Genomic DNA, 19,362 nt, shown 5'->3' on the forward strand with positions numbered 1-19,362 from the left:
ATGCCGCCGCTACATGGCCTACTTTTCCACCGCCGCGTACACTACTTAGCGATACCCAATTCAGGGTCCGGCAGGAAACGCCATTTCCTGAGCGGCCCGGCCATCACGTTGAGGTAATACATCTCGATGCCATACGGTGCCGCACAGGGATGATGGCCACGCGGGACCAGGACGACATCGCCGTCCGAGACCGCCATCGTCTGGTCGAGCGCGCGATCATCGGTGTAGACCCGCTGGACGCCGAAGCCCGACGCCGGGTTCAGGCGATGGTAGTAGGTTTCCTCGAGATAGGTGATGCGCGGATCATCGTCCTCGTCGTGCCGGTGGCTCGGATAGCTCGACCAGTGGCCGGCCGGCGTGAAGACCTCGGTGACCAGCAACGCATCGCAGTAGTCCTCGGCTTCCATCGCGATATTGTTGATGTGGCGCGTATTGGTGCCCTCGCCGCGGGCGGTCAGGACGATGCCCTCCGGCCCGATCCGCCGCGCCGCGTGCCCGCCCCTGCCCGGCGCCGAACAGACCGCGACGACGCAGTCCGTTTCGGCTACGAGCGCCCATTCCGCGCCGTTCGGCACATAGAGACTGTGCGGCGGGGATTTCTCGAAGACACTCATCCGCTCGCCAAGCACGCCCCAATCCCGCCCGGCAGCGCGGATCGACGCCTTCCCCTCGACCATCACGAGGATCACCTCGTTGCCGCCGGTCGCCTCCGCGGCGAACTCGCCGGCGCGCAGGCGGTAGAGCCCGAAGCCGACATGCCGCCAGCCGGCCGCGGCGGGGGTGATGTCGTGCACCTTGCCGTGAGTGCCGAAGGGTTTGCGCAGCAGGTCGGGCATCCGGGATATCCTGTTCTCGGGACGGTTCGGGTCAGTCGACGACACGCTGGGCGGCCGCGTTGCGGTTGTAGCACGCCCGCGCCTGTTCAAGCCGCTCGGGGCCGCCCGCCTGCGGTACGGCAACATCCCACCAGTGGCCACCGGCGCCTGTGCCGGGAGTGGGATCGGTATCGATCACCAGGACAGTCGGGACGGCGCGGCCACGCGCCGCCGCAATGCCGGCCTCGAGCGCCGCGATATCCGTAACCTTCTCGGCGTGAGCCCCCATCGCGGCGGCATGGGCGACAAAATCGATCTCGGGCTGAACCTCGACATTGCAGTCCTCGTAGAGATTGTTGAAGGCGGCACCGCCGCATTCGGCCTGCAACCGGTTGATGCAGCCATAGCCGCGATTGTCGGTCAGCACGACGGTGAAGGGCACCCGCCGCATCACCGCGGTGGCGAGTTCCGAATTCGCCATCATGTAGGAACCGTCGCCGACGAAGCAGATCACCTCGCGGTCGGGCGCGGCCAGTTTGACGCCCATCGCGCCGGCGACTTCGTAACCCATGCAGGAATAGCCGTATTCCATGTGATAGCCGCCCGGCGACGCCTGCCAGAGCACCTGCAGCGCGCCGGGCATGGTGCCGGCCGCGCACATCACGATGCTCCGCTCGGTTGTCGCGCGCTGCACGGCGCCGATCACCTGCGCGTCGGTTGGCAGCGCGTTGCGATGGACCTCTGCGGGCGGCGCGGTGACGGCGGCGACTTTCGCATGCCAGGCGCGGCGGGCTTCCGCGTCGAAATCGGGCGCGCGGTGTTCCGTCAGCGCCAGCGACAGCGCGTCCAGCGTCGCCCGCGCATCGCCGACGATCCCTGTCGCGCCGTGCTTGTTCGCGTCGTAGCCGGCCAGGTTGATCGAGACGAGGCGCCGCGCCGGATTGGCAAACACCGTCCAGCTTCCCGTGGTGAAATCCTGGAAGCGGGTGCCGACGCCGAGAACCAGGTCGGCCTCGGCGCAGAGCCGGTTGGCGCAGTCCGAGCCGGTCACGCCGGGGGAGCCGAAATTCCGTTCGTCCTGCCAGGACACGGCGCCCTTGCCCGCCTGGGTCTCGACGAGGGGGATGTTGTGCTGGGCGGCAAACGTGGCGAGGCGTTCCTCCGCGCCCGAGTGGATCACCCCGCCGCCGGCGACGATCACCGGCCGGCGCGCCGCGCGCAGCAGGGCAGCGACATCCGCGACTTCGCGCGGATCGGGTTCGGGGCGACGAATGCGCCAGGTCCGGGGGGCGAAGAAGGTTTCGGGATAGTCGTAGGCCTCGGCTTGCACGTCCTGGCAGAAAGCGAGGCAGACCGGGCCGCAATTCGCCGGATCGGTCATCACGCGCAACGCGCGCGGCAGGGCGGTGAGCAGGTGTTCTGGCCGTGCGATCCGGTCGAAATAGCGGCTGACCGGACGGAAGCAGTCATTGGCGCTGACAGTGCCGTCATCGAAATCCTCGATCTGCTGCAAGACCGGATCGGGGCGGCGGTTGGCGAAGACGTCGCCGGGAATGAAGAGGACGGGCAGGCGGTTGACATGGGCGAGCGCTGCCGCGGTGACCATGTTGGTCGCACCCGGCCCGATCGACGATGTAACAGCCATCGCCCGGCGGCGTGCCTTCGTCTTGGCATAGGCGATGGCGGCATGAGCCATGGTCTGCTCGTTCTGGCCGCGCCAGGTCGGCAGGCGATCACCGATGCCGTGCAGCGCCTCGCCCAGCCCCGCCACGTTGCCATGGCCGAAGATTGCCCAGACGCCCTCGATGAAGCGTTCACCCTCCTCGGTCATCTGCACGGCGAGCCAGCGCACCATGGCCTGCGCCGCCGTCAGCCTGATCGTGTTGCTCATGCCGCCTTCTCCCGTGCCTGGGTCCGCGCATCGTCCCAGATCGCGCAAAGCCGCGCGAAGCGGCGCGCCATCTCGGTCACCGCCGTGCCGTCATCCATCTCGCCCGTGAGCCAGGCGCGCGCCACTCCGGCAAAGATGGTGCGCCCTACAGCGAACCCCTTCACCAGGGAAAAGCCCGCCGCGACCGCGAAGCTCGACGCGAGATCGGCTTCCGGCGCATCAAGGCCGAGTACCACGATGCCGCGCGTGTGGCGATCATGCGTCTCGATCGCGGTGCAGGCGGCCTCCCAGGCGGCCAGGCTCGCCATCGGTTCGAGCTTCCACCAGTCGGGATAGATCCCGGCGGCGTAGAAGCGGCGGATCAGCGCCGCGGTGGTGCCATCATTCACCGGGCCGACCTTGGAGGGAATGATTTCCAGGAGGAATTCCAGGTCATTGCGGCGCGCGGCCTCGAACAACCGCCGCACCGCCGCGTCCTGGGTTGCCCACATGGCCGCATCGTCGTCTGGGTGGCAGAAGCAGAGAACCTTGACGATGTTTTCCTTCGGCCACTCGGACAGGCCGCCGCAATCACTGCCGAGCGCGGGCTCGAAGGCGAGTGGGCGCGAGCCGGGCCACTCGCAGGGCCGACCGATCCACAGCCCCGAGCCGGAGGCCGCGTGCAGCGCGCGTCGGCCGATCCGTTCATCGCACAGGATGCCGTAGCCGGGCCGGCCGGCCTGCACCGAGAGCGCCGCTTCCAGGCAAAGCCGCTTGAAGGCACCGCCTTTCTGCGCCGTATAACCGTCCATCTCCTCGAACTGGGCGCGATGGTCGAAAGCAAAGATCCGGTAATCCGCGACGCCGTGCGGCCGGGTGGTCGACCAATGAAGCCGTTCAAGTTCGGCGTCATGCCGGAGAGCGGGTTCACGGACACCGCGCCGGAGAAAAAATGTCAGTTCCTCAAGCGAAGGATAAGATGGCGTACAGCCATGGCGCGAAACCGCGAAGGCGCCGCAGGCATTGGCGTATTCCAGAGCCTTCGGCCAGGTTTCGTCATCGAGCCACCCCTTCAGCAGGCCGGCGAAAAAGCCGTCGCCGGCGCCGAGAACATTGAACACCTCGATAGGAAAGCCAGGCCCGGTCTCGCCATCCTCAATCCTAGCCGGGATCGGACCTGCGAAGGCCACCGCCCCTCTCGCACCGCGCTTGCAGATCAGGGTCGCCCCGGTCAGCGCGCGCACCGCCCGTAACGCCGTCAGCGTGTCAGGCGAGCCGCCGGCGATATGGAACTCCTCCTCGGTGCCGACAATCAGGTCGAACAACTCCAGCGTCATCTGCAATTTCGCGGTTACCGCCTCGCTTTCGACATAGCGGCTCTCGCCCGCGCCATGCCCGGCCACCCCCCAGAGATTGGGGCGGTAGTCGATATCGAGGGCGGTTCGCGCGCCATGCGCCCGCGCGAGCCGCAGCGCCTTCAACACCGCAGCCTCGGTACGGGGATGACTGAGATGTGTCCCGGTTGCCAACACCGAGCGCGCCTCGGCGATGAATCCCTCGTTGATATCGTCCTCGCAGAGGGCCATGTCCGCGCAGTTCTCACGGTAGAAGATCAGCGGAAACTGGTCTTCATCGCGGATGCCCAGCAGCACGAGGGCGGTCAGCCGCGCGGGATCGGTGACGACGCCGCGCACATCCACGCCCTCGCGGGACAGTTGTTCGCGGATGAAGCGGCCCATGTGCTCGTCGCCGACCCTGGTGATCACCGCTGATCGCAGCCCCAGACGCGCCGCGCCGCAGGCGATGTTTGTCGGCGAACCGCCGATATATTTGTCGAAAGAACGCATATCCTCGAGCCGCCCGCCGACCTGGGCGCCATACAGATCGACCGAGGAGCGGCCGATCGTGATCACGTCGAGCGCCTTCATACGCCTACTCGCCGCAAGCCGGGTCGTTTCGCCATCGTTCAGGGTCTGCTGAGTTGCTGCCGGCACGATCAGGCGCCTTGTGGCTGGGGTCTGTTGAGTTCGTGCTGGAGCGCGTTGAGCCCGGCACCGCCAGCCATGTGGAACATAAGGTTTTCGAGGGTGAGGCCGTCGCGGGCAGCGTCAAGTTCGACCTCGCCGCGGGCGAGGATGATGAAATGGTCGCCGACCATGTAGGCGTGGTGCGGATTGTGGGTGATAAAGATGACGCCGGTACCGTGTTCGCGGGCGGCCTGGGCAATGTAGCGCAGCACGAGGCCGGACTGGGCGACGCCGAGGGCCGCGGTCGGCTCGTCGAGGATCAGCACCCGTGCGCCGAAATGGATCGCCCGCGCGATCGCCACCACCTGCCGCTGCCCGCCCGAGAGCGTGCCCACAGGCTGGTCGAGATCGGCGACATGGATGCCCATCCGGCGCAGTTCGCGGTCGGTGATCTCCCACATCGAGGCGATGTCGAGCCGGCGGAACGGACCACGCCCGATGGTCAGTTCGGACCCGAGAAAGAAGTTCCGCCAGATCGGCAGCAGCGGCACCAGCGCCAGTGTCTGGTAGACCGCCGAGATGCCGCGATCCAGCGCCTCGCGCGGGGAGCCGAACGTCACCGCCTCGCCATCCACCGCGTAGGTGCCCGTGCTGTGCTCGCGCAGCCCGGCGATGATGCTGATCAACGTCGACTTGCCCGCACCGTTGTCGCCCAGCACGCAGGTGACCTCACCGCTGCGCACCGTCATGCTGACGCCGCGCAGCGCGCTGATATTGCCATAGCTCTTGCCGATATCGGTGAGCTGGATGATCGGCGCGGATCTCTCGCTCATCTCACTTCCCTCCGCTCGCCCGCAGACGCAGCCAGGTGTTGACCACCGTCGCCGTCAGCAGCGTCGCGCCGACGAAGAACATGAACCAGTCGGGATCCCAGTCGGCATAGATCACCCCTTCCGTCGTCATCCCGAAGATGAACGCCCCGAAGCCCGAGCCGATCGCCGAGCCATAGCCTCCGGTCATCAGGCAGCCGCCCACCACCGCCGCGGCGATGTAGAGCAGTTCGTTGCCGACACCGGCGCCCGACTGCACCTCGTTGTATTCGAACAGCATGTGCATGCCGAGAAACCAGGCGCTGAAGCCCACCAGCATGAACAGCGCGATCTTCATCCGCCGCACCGGCACGCCCACGGCCCGCGCGCTCTCGTCGCTGCCGCCCACCGCGAAGATCCAGTTGCCGAAGCGCGTGCGCAGCAGCACCCAGGTCGCCACCAGGATGAACAGGAACCAGTAGAGGATCGCGATGCTGACATCAGCGCCGCCAATCCGGAAGGTCGACGCGAAGATCGCGTGTGCCGAGGCAAAGCCGGGCACATGGCTGATGTCCCCGGTCGCGACATTGCCGGTCACCAGCTTGGTGAGCGCGATGTTCAGCCCCTGCAGCATCAGGAAGGTGGACAGCGTGACCAGGAAGCTGTGCAGCCGCGTGCGGATCAGCAGGTAGCCATTCAGCGCGCCGATCGCCAGTGAAACCAGCAGCGCGAACACGATCCCTGCCCACATATTGCCAGCCACCTTCGTCGCGAACATTGACGCTGCCAGCGACGACGTCGTCACCGCGACACCCGCCGTCAGGTCGAACTCGCCGCCGATCATCAGCAGCGAAACCGCAACCGCCGGAATCCCGATCGTCGCTGACTGATACAGCACCGTCGTGAACGCATCCACCTGCCGGAACGGCGGCGCCACCACGAAGAACAGAACAAAGACCAGTATGGCCCCGCCCAGCGCGCCGGCCTCTGGTCGCTTTAGGGTCTTCCGCCAGAACGCCTGCTGAACCAGCTGCGGGTGCGCAGTGCGCGGCGCATCGTTCCCGGTCATTGTTCCATTGGTCATGATCGTCATCTCTCCTCCCGCTCGGCGCTTCGCACGGCCGGCGCCATCATCGGCGCCAGCCGGCGGGAAGCCTCAGGATCGGGCCAGGATCAGCGGGTGCCGCGTTTCGCGAACTTCGCGACCGCCGCGATATTCTTCGACGTCACGAAGGTTGGGCCGGTCAACACCGGCTTGCCGCCCCCGACCACGTCGCCATTCGTCTTGTAGAGCCAGAGGAAATCGACGGCCTCGTAGCCCTGCACGTAAGGCTGCTGATCCACCGCGAATTGCAGCTTGCCTTCCTGGATCAGGTGCACGGCCTGGGGATTGAGGTCGAAGGTTGCAACCTTCGCCTTGCTGTTAGCCATCTTCACAGCCTGGATCGCCGTCGGCGCAAACGGCGCACCCAGCGTCACCACATAGTCGATGGCGTGGTCCTGCTGCAGCTTCGCGACAATCCGCGACTGCGCGCCGGCCATATCGTAGCCGTTCACGTACAGCACCGACATCTTGCCCTTGAACGTCTTCTTGATGCCGTCGCAGCGCGCCTCGAGCTGGATCGCGCCCTGTTGCTGGTCGACACAGACCACGCTCTTCGCGCCAAGCTCATTGAGACGATCACCCACCGCCTCGCCGGCGATCGTCTCGTCCTGGCCGACATACATCATCATGCCGGCCTTCTTCCACTCACTCGTGCCAGCATTGAAGCCGACGACCGGAATTCCCGCCTTCTCCGCCTGCGCCAGCGCGGAATCCTCGGCGTCCGGGAAAGCGAGCGTCGCCGCGATCCCGTCCACATGCTGCTGCGTCACGTTCGTGATCAGCTGCGCCTCGCCTGAGGCGTTCGGGTTGTTCAGATAGACCAGCTTCACATGGTCCTTCTTCGCCGCCGCTTCCGCACCCTTGCGAATGATGTCCCAGAACGTGTCCCCAGGCTGCGCGTGCGTGATCATCGCAAACGTGTATTCCGGCGCCTTCGCCACCGCCGTCCCCGTCATCCCCGCCAGCGAAACACAGCCAAGCGCTACACCACCCAGCAGGCCCGCCAGCATGCCCGTCCCGATCGTCCTCATCCTCATACCCTCCCTCTCACGCAGGCCGCACCATGCTATGCCCGCAAATATTTTTGCAACTTTATTGTTTATGCAAAAAATCACTCAGCCACGCCTGCGTCAAGCAAATACTTGCCAGTTGATAAAAAAAATTTCGCGATCAGCGCACGACGCGGCAAAGCACCTCAAGCTACCCCCTGAGCGACATGAGCAAAGCTGGCTCGGAGCGCCGCTTCCGGATCAGGATCATCATGCACCGAAGGCGCGAAGGGCTCGATGCTCACCGCGCCCGCATAGCCACCGGTCGCGAGGGCGCGGAGCTGACCGATATTGTTCAGACGATCCATCTCATCGACGAGCGCGCGGTCAGCATCCAGCATGTCGTTCAAAGCCAGATCAGCTTCCCTGACGCCCGAGATATGGACAAGGCCAGTGAACTCCGGGAAAAATTCCCTCTCGCCGGCAAGGTGATGATGGAATGTGTCGTGCACCAACTTGCAGACATCGCTGGCGCCGGCTTCCCTGATTGCCTCGATCGCCTCCCGTTTCGTCCGCAACGATGAGACAGGAAAGCCCAGCGGCTCGACCAGACCAGTAATGCCATGTTGGCGCAGGATCGGCACCAACTCGCGCAGGGCAGCGACCAGATCGCCATGCGGCACCGGCGTGCCATCGTTCAACGGGCACATGACGAGCGCCCGCGCACCACAGGTCTGCGCATAATCCGCAAGTGCAAGCGCGCGCGCAGGCATGTCCCCCGACCAGACATTGAAGGGGTAAAGCGCATTGATCGAAAGAATATCGACCCCGGATGCTACGGCCGCAGCCCTGACGGCGCCCGCCGGCATCGTGCCGACGACATCCGGAAGGTCGTTGCGGATCTCGATCGCCGGCATCCCGAGGCGGCACGCTAGGCCGAGGAAATCGGCAAGAGAAAGTTTCGGTGTTGCAATGTGATTGAGTGCGAAGCGCATGAGAAACCTCAGTTGTAAAGAGGAGGCCGCGCGGGCAGCGAAATCGGCACGATCGAACCAGGCCGGCTCTGCGCCTCTACACAGGCATCCGAGGAGACCGCGGCGACATATCCGTCCCAGGCCGTCGGGCCGGATGCAGTTCCCCGCGCCGCCGCCTTGATGAAATCCTGCAACTCGAGATCGTAACTGTCGATGAATCGATCCTTCCAGTCGGTCATGATCGCGCTCTGCAACTTTGCATCCTTGCGCATCACGACCGCCATTGGGTCTGGCAGGCTGGCGAGACCTTCCTCACCCACAACCTGACACTGGATGTCATAGCCGTAGCGGCAGTTGACGAAGATCTCGACATCGATCCGGATGCCACTTTTGGTTTCCAGGAGGACGATCTGTGGATCCTCGACCCTCGCATGTGCATGCCGTGTCCGACGTGGAGAGATGACCTGCGCGGAGACGTAGTCATCGTCGAGAAGCCAGCGCAGGACATCAATTTCGTGGATCAGCGTGTCCTGGATCGCCATTGGCGTGATATACTGCTCCGGCACGGACGGATTGCGGTGCGCTGCATGCACCATCAGGGGCCGGCCGATCTCGTTCTCGACGACCGCCTTTAGCATGCGGTAGCCCGCATCGTAGCGGCGCATGAAGCCCACCTGCACGAGGCGGCGGCCGAAGGCGGTTTCGGCCTCGACGATACGCCCGGCGCCCGCCGCCGTGGTCGACAGTGGCTTCTCGCAGAAGACCGGCTTGCCCGCCGCAATCGCGGCCAGGACGTATTGTTCATGGGTCGCGCCCCACGACGTTACCACCACGGCATCGACGCCAGCAGATGCAGCCACTTCCTCGCCGGAGCCAACGACCTCAGCCTCGGGCGCAAGATCCGCCCGCGCGGTGCGGACGCTTTCGATATTGACATCCGACACGGCCGTCACCTTGGCGCCAGACAAGGTCTGGTTGATCCGCCGCATGTGGTCGCGCCCGATCGCGCCGGTCCCGATAACACCAATCCGTAGGGTCATCTCAGAGCTCCCGTTTCCAGAATTTGTCGATGTAGCGCTGCATTTCGGCGCGCATGAAGCGACCAGAGGCATCGGCCCGCTCCTCCCAGGCGAAGACGCAGGCGGTCATGATGCCGTCGAAACCAATTTCCGCGAGCGTGCCGAAGAACTCGTCCCATGGCACCTCTCCCTGACCGATATCGAGATGCTGGTGCACCCGCACAGCCGAACCGGGAGGGTTGACGATGTAGCGCAGGCCCGAACTGGCCCGGTGATTGAATGTATCGCCGACATGCACATGTGCCAGCACATCCGCGCATTCGCGCAGCATTGCCGCTGTATTGTCGCCAAAGTAGAAGGTGTGCGGCGCACAGTAAAGAAATCGCACCCGCGGCGAATTGACCGTGCGGATGATGTCCACTGCCGGCTGAAGGGTTTCCACCCAGTCCTCCGGATGCGGCTCGACATGAAGGTTGATACCCTCCCGCTCGAACACTGGCACAAGTTCCTCCATCGAACGCCACCAGGAGTCTTCACAGGCCTCGATCATCGAGCCGGTATGGCAACAATAGCAGGACCCCTTGTCGGGGTGTGGGCCACGGCCGAATTCCGAGTTCATCGTGTCGACTTCCAGTTCGAGGCAGATCTCGATGGCGCGCTTCCAGTGCCGCACCGCTGCCTTGCGCTCGTCCTCGTCATTCGACGCCCAGCGATACATCGGCAGCAGCGAGGCGATCCCCACACCGGCCTCTTTCAGCGCCCGCCTGAAGCCCCGCACCCGTTCCGGAAACACCCGCGGCGCCTTGAACCATTCCAGAAAATCTCCCCGCGGGGAAAGTTCGATCCAGTCGAAGCCGATTTCCTTCACTCTGAAGGGTAGTTCCTCCAGGCCAAGACGACGGTGCATGAACGGATCAAGTGCGATCTTCATCGTATGTCCTCCCTGCGGCAGCGCTTCGGCAAGTCCTGCCGCGCGGTCCGGCATCTCTTCTTACGCGCTCTGTAACGGGCACGCCGCGTGCGCTGTTGACGATTTTTCGTCAGCGGCGCACTCTCGCGCATGACTGGAGCCCAAGCTTCCCGCAAGACGCGGACGCGCGCCCGCCTCGCCGACATTGCGCGGGTGGCGGGTGTAAGCATTGCCACAGTGGACCGGGTCTTCAACGAGCGTGAGTCAGTTTCAGATGCCGCGCGCGAACGGGTGATCCGGGTCGCGCGCGAGATGGGTGTGCGCCGGGATCTGCCAGAAGCCTACAGGCCGATCACGCATCTTGACCTGATCCTGCCGCAGAACGACTCACCATTTTTCGTCCGCCTTCGGGCGGCTTTCCGCGACGGTATCGCCATGCTGGATCGTGGCATCGCCATGCACCGGCACATCCTTGCCGTGGAGGATACCGCAAGCTTCGTGCGCCTCATTTCCGAGACGTCGTACGCACGAAAAGGAATGATCCTCGCCGTCCCGGACCGACCGGAGATCCGTGCCGCGGTCCAATCCATCCAGGCCGCCGGCCAGAAGGTGGTAACGATCGTGACCGATCTGCCGGGTCTCGCCGGAGCTGATTATCTTGGCATTGATAATCGTCAGGCAGGCGCCACTGCCGCCCATCTTCTCGGGCGCAGCTGCCGGCAGGGTGGCCGGGTCGCCGTTCTCGGTGCCCATCACGACTGGGCTGGTCATGTCGAGCGCATGGGAGGCTTCCAGACGACGCTATCGCGCGATTTCCCCCACCTGCATTGCGAGATCATCGAAATGGATACGCGCGACGACCCTGATCGTTGTGCGCGTTCTCTGCGAGCGGCATTGTCGTTCGGGCCGCTTGTCGGCGTCTACAATACCGGCGCCGGCTCGATCGGCATCATGAATGCGCTGAAAGGGGCTATGCCGCGTCCATTCTGGATCGGACACGAGTTATCCGACGATCACATCATCTATCTCAAGGACGGCACAATGGATTACGCGATTGATCAGAATCCGCGTGGCCAGGCCCTAGGTAGCTTGCAGACCCTTCTTTACCGCTGCGGTCTGATCACCTCCACCCCGGCACTGTCGCATGCCGAACTGCGAATTTACACCCGGGAGAATCTGCCCGCCCGCAATTATGAGGAATCTAGTCAGTTGTCGTTGGACTAGGTGTTTAGTCCCGGAATTTGGTCGATTGGGGTGATGATGAACCCGTTTGGCTCTGACGTCCATCGTTTGCAGATGAATTCGTTTGGTATGAGACCCTTTAGGGTCTTGAGCCATTGGGCAAAGTTGTAGGCGTCGATCAAGTCGCGAAGGTGGCGGCGCAAAATATCATGTGACACTGCGCGTCATCGGCGAAGCCTACCGCTTCAGGCCTGGGACATCGACCACGCGCTCGCCGCAATCCACGCGCCGGGGCTTCCGTTCATCCTTGTCTGCGCGGGCTGCTTCGCGAAGGTTGGCCGGGTCACCTCGCTGTGGATGGGCGTGGAACGCAATCAGGCCTTGCTGTATTTTCAGTCGAAGATCGAGACTGCGCTGCGGCGGATCGTGCTGGCGCCGGAACACCGCCGCTACGCGCCTCACGTGACACTATTCAGTTCGCACTTTAGCGACAACCATACGGTCTAGACTTTGAAGGTCGAATACTAACTCGGTGCCCGGCACCCGCGCCCTGATGAAAGGAGCCACCGTCAGAGCGGTGCCGCGGGTGCCGGAGACGAGTCGTAGGCCCCCCAGACCGACTGGTCGAAGTTGACAATCGCCCCCGTCATCAATCCGGATTCGGCGCTGGAGAGGAAGGCAACCGCGCGCGCGACCTCGGTCGGGTCGATCAGCCGGCCGAAGGGTTGCTGCGCCGCGGCGTCGGCCAGCCAGTTCTCGCTGGCGCCGTGGAATTCAGTCTGAACCCGGTGTTCGCCATCGCTCGCCATCCAGCCGATATTCAGGCCGTTGACGCGGATTCGGTTGCGCAGGAGTGCATAGGCGGTGTTCTGCGTCAGGGTCGCCAGCGCGCCTTTCGAGGCGCAGTAGGCGGAAATGAAGGGCTGCCCAGCCTTCGCCGACATCGAGCAGATATTGACGATCGTGCCTTCGGTATTCTCTCGCCGCATGATCCGGATTGCATCCTGCATGAGAAAGAACGGCCCGCGGACGTTGACGGCGAACATGCGGTCAAACAGATCCGGGGAGGTATCGATGATGGTGCCACGGTCGGTGATCGCAGCGGCGTTGACAAGGACATCGACCCGACCGAAAGCGGTGTCGGCCGCGGCGACGACCGCTCGGCAATCCTCGACCTGCCCGAGATCGGCTTGCACGAAGATTACCCGAGCGCCAGTGGCTTCAGATATTTCCCTTGCCCGCGCCTCACCCTTTTCACGCGAGCGGCCACAGGTGACCAACCCGGCGGCATCGCGCTCGGCGAATAGCCGGGCGATCGCCAAGCCAAGCCCTTGGGTGCCGCCGGAAACAATCGCGATTTTTCCCGACAATTGAGCCATCATCGGGTCTCCTGAATAGAATAGCCGGCGCGACGCAGCGCATCGGCGAGAGCGTCGTGGCCGATTTTCGCATAGCGCGCCGGCGGTGCCTTGGCCGGGTCTTGCTCGGCCTCGACGACGAACCAGCCTTCGTAACCGAAATCGGCAAGACGCTGGATGACCGGTCCGAAATCGATGGACCCGTCGCCCGGCACGGTGAAGGCGCCAGCGAGGACCGCATCCAGAAAGGACTGCCGCGTACGGTCGAGCCCCGCGATCACTAGCTCTCGCACATCCTTAACGTGAACATGGCGGATTCGCCTGCCATGTTTCGTCAGCACGCGGAACATGTCGCCGCCGGCAAAGCGGAGATGCCCGGCATCGAAAAGCAGCCCGACGGCCTCGCCGGTATGGGCCATCAGCAGATTGATGTCGCGCTCGGTCTCGACCGCGGTGGCCATGTGATGGTGGAAGACGAGCGGAACGCCCTGTTCCGCACAGTATTCGGCAAAGCAAGTCAGGCGCCGCCCATAGGCGGGAAACGCATCCTCCGCTAACACACGGCGGCCAGCGAGCGGGGCGTTGCGGCGATTCTGCAGCGTGCCGGCGGTTTCGCCATAAACGAGACAGGAGGCACCGAGCTCTCGAAACAAGGCGAGTTGAGCGGCGGCCTGCTCACGCTCGGCTACGAGATCGTCGGGTGCGTCCAACACCGTTCCGGAATACCAGCCGCCGACGAGAGAAAGACCGAAAGCGCCCAGCTTTGCCCGCAGAGACGGAGCATCTCTTGGAAACTTGCCGCCATTTTCGACGCCAATGAAGCCGGCGGCACGACTCTCGGCGAGGCAGGTTTCGAGCGGCGTGTCACCGCCGAGTTCCGGCAGGTCGTCATTGGTCCAGGCGATCGGGGCAATGGCCAGCTTGGCTTTCATTCAGAATCCTCCCATCCCGCGGCCTCGGCAAGCGACCTACGCGGCTTTAGAATTTTTATTGCCGATTATTTTATATTGCAAGCTTTATTGCAATAATGCCGCCGCCGGAAGCGTCAGGTTCCTTCAGCGCGCCGGCGGCGCGGGCCGGCGGCACCGCGGCTGCGATCCTTCTCGGTGACGGTGGGGATACGTGGCATTTCATCTCGGCCGCGCTGAAGGATCGCCGCACTCGCCACCGCAAGGCATTGTACGAGGCACATCGGCGCCGCGAGCGTGCGCGCGAACGAGTATTCATCCTCCGGAACCGTGAAGAGCGCCTTTGCATCCTTGGCGATCGGCGACAGCTGGCTATCGGTAATAGCAATGACGGGCGTTCCGCTCGCGGCCGCGCGCTCGGAAATCGCCACCACCTCCTGCGCATAATGCCGGAAGGCGATGGCGACGAGCACGTCGCCGCGCGTCATTGTTTCCGCCATTTCCTGCGCGAGGCCGCCCGCCGGATCGAGCAGGACAACGCGGCGGTGCAGCATGGTCAGCAGGTAGCGCAGCAGCAGGGCGATGGGTTCGGAGCGGAGCTGGCCGGCGATGTAGATCGTGTCGGCCCCGGTGATCAAGCGGGCCGCTCCGGTGAGGGTGTCCTCGGGAACGCGTTCGAGCAGGTCCTGTAGGGCGGCTATGTCGCGCACTACAAGATCGCGCAGGTAACCGAGATTGCCGGAGCGCGCATGGCGGGACAGTTCGCCATCCAGGGCCTTGACCCGCTCGCGGAACCCCGGCGCCGCCGTGGCAAGCCGGGTCTGAAACACGGCTTGCAATTCCTTGAACCCGGAATAGCCGAATTCCTGGGCGAAACGGACCAGGCTGGAAGCATGGGTGTCACATCGCAGCGCGATGACACTGATCGATTCGAGCGCGACGACATTGGGATTTTGTGTGACGAAACGGGCGATTTTCTGAAATCCCGAAGAAAGGTTGGGATATTGCGCGGTGATGAGATTGACGATGCCCTCATAGTTCTCCGGCAGTCCGCTGCCGGACGTCGACTTACCCCTGACCATTCACCCACTCTCCGCTTCACTGGTTTCGTTCGCGACCGGACACCGATGCCCGTATGGGAAGACGGAATCGGTTTGGAATTTTTGTTGCAGATTATATTTTTCGGCAATATGTTTTCTGCGTCACGCCATGAACACAATCGGCACAACAAGACGAGGAACCGCCTTCCGATGATCCGATCGATCCGCACGTGCCCGCCGCCCATGGCGCCTTCGTCCTGCCTCCAAAGTCAGGGCATGCAGTACGGCGACGCAGTCCGGTCAGCTGCCACTATAGCGTGCGGATGCGGCATCGCAAGAAACGTTGCGATGACCGGTAGCCGGCAATGATCCCGAACAATGTGTTGCGCACATGGCGCGCGGGCGGGGCTGCGATCAATGGCTGGCTATCAATCGGCTGTCCATTCACTGCCGAGATCATGGCGGCGCAGGGATACGACTCGATCACGATCGACCTCCAGCACGGGTTGGTCGGCTACGAGGTGGCGACAACGATGCTGCAGGCGATGCAGGCTAGCGGTGTAACGCCACTTGTGCGCGTTCCATGGCTTGATCCGACCTGGATCATGAAGGCGCTGGACGCCGGCGCCTATGGCGTGATCTGCCCGATGGTGAACACGCGCGAGGATGCCGAGCGGCTGGTGTCCTATGTCCGTTATCCACCCGTCGGGACGCGCAGCTTCGGCCCGACCAGGGCGAATTTCTCCGCCGGCGCCGATTATGGGCGCGAGGCCGACCGGGAGATGATCTGCCTGGCGATGATCGAAACCGCCGAGGCTTTCGCCAATCTCGCCGAGATTGTGGCAACGCCCGGGCTCGATGGCGTCTATATCGGGCCGGCCGACCTCACGCTTGGCCTGACCGGACGGCGTTTTCCGACCGGATTTGACCGGGTGGAACCGGAACTCGTCGAGGCGATCGGCACAATTCTGGACACGGCGCACCAGGCGGGCATCCGCGCCTGCCTGCACAATGGCTCGCCTGCCTATGCGGCGAAGGCGATCGGGTGGGGGTTCGATCTCGTCACCGTGTCGAACGATGTGCGGCTGCTGGCCGATGCCGCGCGCGCGAGCGTGGAGACGACACGGCGCCTCACCGCCGGCGCGGGAGAGTCCTGACATGCCGCATGTTCTTGTCGCCGGACGGATTCACGAGGCCGGGATCGATGCGCTGCGGGCGGCGGAGGGCATCACGCTGGACGTGGTCGATGAGGTTTCACTCGAGTCCTACGCGAAGCTGATCGTTCGGGCCGACGCAGTGCTGATTCGCACGCAACCGATGCCAGCGGAGGTGATTGCGACCGCACCTCAGCTACGCATCGTCTCTCGGCATGGGGTGGGGTATGATTCGGTCGATGTCCCGGCGCTGAACGCGCGCCGGATTCCGCTTTCCTTGGTTGGCGACGTCAATTCCCGCTCGGTGGCCGAACATGCGCTCATGATGATTCTCGCCCTCGCCCGCCGCCTGCCGGATTACGACCGGGCGACGCGGGCGGGCGAATGGCATCGCCGTGACAGCCGCGAGGCGGGAGACATCGCCGGCAAGAGCCTTCTGGTGATCGGCTTCGGCCGGATTGGCCGGATCGTGGCGAAGATGGCGCAGGCCTTCGAGATGCAGGTCATGGTGCGTGATCCGATGGCCGATCCGGCGGCAATCCGCGATGCCGGGGCCGTTCCGGCGGACGATCTGGGCGGGGCGCTGGCGGCAGCGGATTTCGTGTCGCTGCACATCCCGCGCGCGGGACAGGCCCCGGTAATCGGCGCGACCGAGCTCGCGCGGATGAAGCCTTCCGCCTTCCTGATCAACACGGCGCGGGGCGGGCTGGTGGATGACGCGGCACTCGATGAGGCGCTGCGCGCCGGCCGCCTCGCCGGCGCCGGGCTCGACGTGTTCACTGAGGAACCGCCACACCCGGGCCGGGGACTGCTTGACAACGAACGCGTGCTGCTGACGCCGCATGTGGCCGGACTGACGCAGGAATGCGCGATGCGGATGTCGCTCGCCGCAGCGCGCAACATTCTCGACCATTTCGCCGGGCGGCTCGACCCCGCGCTCGTCGTCAACCGCGCGGCGATCGGGTATGCGGCCGCGCCGGCCGGCGCATGAACCTGCCGCGCCGGCGCCGGCGCGGTCTCTCGAACCCGGGGCCGCGGCCCCAGAACCCGGAGTGTCTTCAATGTTGAGGGTTGCCGTTCTCGGCGCCGGCCGCATCGGCCGGATCCATGCCGCCAATGCCGCCGCCAACCGGCAGGCGAAGCTCGTTGCCATTGCCGATCCGTTCGGAAGCGCGGCGGAGGACCTCGCGCGGGAACTTGGCTGCGCCGCCTCGACCGATCCCGAAGCCGTGCTGGCGCGCGCAGATGTCGATGCCGTGGTGATCGGCACGCCGACCGACACGCATGTCGCGCTCATGCTCGCCGCGGTGCGCGCCGGCAAGGCCGTGCTGTGCGAGAAGCCGATCGATCTCGACATCGCCAAGGCGGATGCGGCGGTCGCCGAGGTCGAACGGCTCGACGGACGGGTGATGCTGGCGTTCAACCGGCGCTTCGATCCGGCCTCGCAGGAACTGCGGCGCGCGATCGACGCCGGTGAAATCGGCGAGGTGCGGCAGGTGATCATCTCGAGCCGCGACCCGGCGCCGCCGCCGCGCGCCTATCTCGAACATTCCGGCGGGATTTTCCGGGACATGACGATCCATGATTTCGACATGGCGCGCTTCCTGCTCGGCGAGGAACCGGTGGAGGTGATGGCGACGGCGAGCCGGCTGATCGATCCGAACCTGGCGGAAATTGGCGACTTCGACACGGTGATGGTCAACCTGCGCACGGAGTCCGGCCGGCAGTGCCACATCAATTGCTGCCGCGCCGCCGTGTATGGCTATGACCAGCGCTTCGAGGTGTTCGGCTCGGCGGGGATGCTGATGAACGATAACCTGCGTCCGACCACGGTGCGGCGCTGGAGCAGTGCGGTGACCGACGCGCGCGAGCCGCTGCTGAACTTCTTTCTCGAACGCTATGCCGACGCCTATCGCACCGAGTTCGAGATGTTCCGCGCGGCAGTCGAAGCCGGCGCGCCGATGCCGGTGACCGCACGCGACGGCCGGCAGGCGCTGCGGCTTGCCGATTGCGCGCTGGAATCGGCGTTGACCGGCCGCGCGGTCCGGGTCTGAAGCCATGCGGGAAATCGGCATCGGTCTGATCGGCACCGGCTTCATGGGCAAGGCGCACGCGATAGCCTGGCGCGCCGCCGCCGGAATCCTGCCAGGTGCGCTACGTCCCGCTCTGCGCGTCGTCTGCGATGTCGATACAGGGGCAGCAGCCGCGGCGGCGGCGCAGTTCGGCTTCGCGCGGCATGAGAGCGACTGGCGGCGGGTGGTGGCTGCGCCGGATGTGGAGATCGTCTCAATCACCGCGCCGAACGCGTTCCACCGGGAGATGGCACTGGAAGCGATCGCGGCGGGCAAGCATGTTCACTGCGAGAAGCCGATCGCGCCGGACGCGGCGACGGCGGAGGAGATGACGCGCGCCGCCGAGACCGCCGGCGTGGTGACCCAAGCCGGGTTCAATTACATCAAGAATCCACTGCTGAAACATGCACGGGCGATGATCGAGGCCGGGGAACTCGGCGAGATCACCGGGTTTCGCGGCATCCACGCCGAGGATTACATGGCCGACCCGGACCAGCCGCATAGCTGGCGCACCGATCCGTCCAACGGGGCCGGCGCGATCGCCGATATCGGCAGTCACATCATCGGCATGGCGCGCTACCTGCTGGGCCCGATCGCCGAAGTGAACGCAACACTTGAAACTGCGGTAAAGACGCGCCCTGTCGCACCGGGGGCAGCGGAGCGGCGGCCAGTTCTGGTGGACGATATCGCGCGGCTCACTCTGCGCTTCGCGCGCGGCTACGGTGGCTCGATCGAGGCAAACTGGGTGGCGACGGGGCGGAAGATGCAGCTCGGCTTCGAGATCAGCGGCTCGAAGGGGGGGCTGGTGTTTACCCAGGAGCGGCTGAACGAGCTGCTGTTCTGTCGCGCGGGGGGCGATTCGGCGCGGGCGGGTTTCACCCGGATCGAGACCGGGCCGGCTCACCCGCCTTACGGGCAGTTCTGCGTGGCGCCCGGGCATCAACTCGGCTTCAACGATCTCAAGACGATCGAAATGGCCGAGTTTCTTGACGCGATCGCCGGCGGCGCCCGACGGGGACCGGATTTCCGCGAGGCTTGGGAGGTGCAGAAAGTCGTCGATGCCGCCATCGAATCATCACGGACGGGAGGCTGGCGGGCGGTCAGCTGAACGAAAGCGGCCCGGGTCGGCGATCCGGGCCGCGCTCGCTGCGCCACGCCGAGGGCAGCGTCACTAGGTCGTCGGCAACACG

At 64.8% G+C, this 19,362-nt stretch carries 17 protein-coding genes and 1 pseudogene; 5 read left to right on the forward strand and 13 right to left on the reverse strand.

The genetic code is table 11. From position 1 onward, the window contains the following. Positions 1-41 precede the first annotated feature (41 nt). The 9 genes from iolB to ACRY_RS14070 all read right to left on the reverse strand — a co-directional run bounded on the left by iolB (position 42) and on the right by ACRY_RS14070 (position 10,479). Positions 42-836: a 5-deoxy-glucuronate isomerase gene (iolB, locus tag ACRY_RS14030; RefSeq protein ID WP_012039960.1), complete on the reverse strand. Its 795-nt coding sequence runs from the start codon at positions 834-836 to the stop codon at positions 42-44. A gap of 31 nt (positions 837-867) precedes the next feature. Then, positions 868-2,706, reverse strand: a complete 1,839-nt coding sequence (gene iolD, locus ACRY_RS14035) for a 3D-(3,5/4)-trihydroxycyclohexane-1,2-dione acylhydrolase (decyclizing) (protein WP_012039961.1) — start codon at positions 2,704-2,706, stop codon at positions 868-870. After that, positions 2,703-4,679 carry a bifunctional 5-dehydro-2-deoxygluconokinase/5-dehydro-2-deoxyphosphogluconate aldolase gene (locus ACRY_RS14040; RefSeq protein WP_419465244.1) on the reverse strand — a complete coding sequence of 659 codons (1,977 nt, stop codon included), beginning with the start codon at positions 4,677-4,679 and terminating at the stop codon, positions 2,703-2,705. Before ACRY_RS14040 ends, iolD begins: the two co-directional genes overlap by 4 nt. Before the next feature lie 2 nt (positions 4,680-4,681). Continuing rightward, complete coding sequence (locus tag ACRY_RS14045; RefSeq protein WP_007421524.1) at positions 4,682-5,485, reverse strand: ATP-binding cassette domain-containing protein; 804 nt, start codon at positions 5,483-5,485, stop codon at positions 4,682-4,684. 1 nt (position 5,486) lies between these two features. Then, positions 5,487-6,545 (reverse strand): ABC transporter permease, encoded by a 1,059-nt coding sequence (locus ACRY_RS14050; protein ID WP_231295269.1) that lies wholly within the window; start codon positions 6,543-6,545, stop codon positions 5,487-5,489. Positions 6,546-6,634: 89 nt separating this feature from the next. Continuing rightward, positions 6,635-7,597, reverse strand: coding sequence for a sugar ABC transporter substrate-binding protein (locus ACRY_RS14055; protein ID WP_012039963.1), 963 nt, complete (start codon positions 7,595-7,597; stop codon positions 6,635-6,637). A 164-nt stretch (positions 7,598-7,761) separates the two neighbouring features. Continuing rightward, on the reverse strand, positions 7,762-8,550 hold the full coding sequence (locus ACRY_RS14060) for a TIM barrel protein (protein WP_007421527.1): 789 nt from the start codon (positions 8,548-8,550) through the stop codon (positions 7,762-7,764). Positions 8,551-8,558: 8 nt separating this feature from the next. Next, complete coding sequence (locus ACRY_RS14065) at positions 8,559-9,569, reverse strand: Gfo/Idh/MocA family protein (RefSeq protein ID WP_012039964.1); 1,011 nt, start codon at positions 9,567-9,569, stop codon at positions 8,559-8,561. 1 nt (position 9,570) lies between these two features. Beyond that, complete coding sequence (locus ACRY_RS14070) at positions 9,571-10,479, reverse strand: sugar phosphate isomerase/epimerase family protein (protein WP_043509209.1); 909 nt, start codon at positions 10,477-10,479, stop codon at positions 9,571-9,573. Between the two features lie 129 nt (positions 10,480-10,608). Here ACRY_RS14070 and ACRY_RS14075 point away from each other — a divergent pair, with 129 nt between their 5' ends. Next, positions 10,609-11,682, forward strand: coding sequence for a LacI family DNA-binding transcriptional regulator (locus ACRY_RS14075; RefSeq protein ID WP_012039966.1), 1,074 nt, complete (start codon positions 10,609-10,611; stop codon positions 11,680-11,682). Here ACRY_RS14075 and ACRY_RS19750 read toward each other — a convergent pair. The 4 genes and pseudogenes from ACRY_RS19750 to ACRY_RS14090 all read right to left on the reverse strand — a co-directional run. Further along, a pseudogene (locus ACRY_RS19750) lies at positions 11,679-11,855 on the reverse strand (IS481 family transposase); the annotation flags it as partial. The gene ACRY_RS14075 and the pseudogene ACRY_RS19750 sit on opposite strands and share 4 nt — an antisense overlap. A 354-nt stretch (positions 11,856-12,209) precedes the next feature. Further along, positions 12,210-13,022, reverse strand: a complete 813-nt coding sequence (locus tag ACRY_RS14080) for an SDR family oxidoreductase (RefSeq protein ID WP_012039968.1) — start codon at positions 13,020-13,022, stop codon at positions 12,210-12,212. Next, complete coding sequence (gene iolE / locus ACRY_RS14085) at positions 13,019-13,930, reverse strand: myo-inosose-2 dehydratase (RefSeq protein WP_012039969.1); 912 nt, start codon at positions 13,928-13,930, stop codon at positions 13,019-13,021. The genes ACRY_RS14080 and iolE overlap by 4 nt, the downstream gene beginning before the upstream one ends. Positions 13,931-14,043: 113 nt before the next feature. Continuing rightward, positions 14,044-14,988 carry a MurR/RpiR family transcriptional regulator gene (locus ACRY_RS14090; protein ID WP_012039970.1) on the reverse strand — a complete coding sequence of 315 codons (945 nt, stop codon included), beginning with the start codon at positions 14,986-14,988 and terminating at the stop codon, positions 14,044-14,046. A 323-nt stretch (positions 14,989-15,311) separates the two neighbouring features. On the opposite strand from ACRY_RS14090, the gene ACRY_RS14095 reads away from it, so the two are divergent. From ACRY_RS14095 to ACRY_RS14110, 4 genes are all read left to right on the forward strand, one after another. After that, positions 15,312-16,103 carry an HpcH/HpaI aldolase family protein gene (locus ACRY_RS14095; protein ID WP_012039971.1) on the forward strand — a complete coding sequence of 264 codons (792 nt, stop codon included), beginning with the start codon at positions 15,312-15,314 and terminating at the stop codon, positions 16,101-16,103. A 1-nt stretch (position 16,104) separates the two neighbouring features. Then, a complete protein-coding gene (locus ACRY_RS14100; RefSeq protein ID WP_007421625.1) occupies positions 16,105-17,091 on the forward strand; it encodes a hydroxyacid dehydrogenase in 987 nt (328 codons plus the stop codon). A gap of 70 nt (positions 17,092-17,161) precedes the next feature. Then, positions 17,162-18,154, forward strand: coding sequence for an inositol 2-dehydrogenase (gene iolG / locus ACRY_RS14105; protein ID WP_012039972.1), 993 nt, complete (start codon positions 17,162-17,164; stop codon positions 18,152-18,154). 4 nt (positions 18,155-18,158) lie between these two features. Beyond that, positions 18,159-19,280 carry a Gfo/Idh/MocA family protein gene (locus ACRY_RS14110; protein ID WP_007421623.1) on the forward strand — a complete coding sequence of 374 codons (1,122 nt, stop codon included), beginning with the start codon at positions 18,159-18,161 and terminating at the stop codon, positions 19,278-19,280. Positions 19,281-19,362 lie beyond the last annotated feature (82 nt).

The organism is Acidiphilium cryptum JF-5 (assembly GCF_000016725.1).
Classification (GTDB): Bacteria; Pseudomonadota; Alphaproteobacteria; order Acetobacterales; family Acetobacteraceae; genus Acidiphilium; species Acidiphilium multivorum.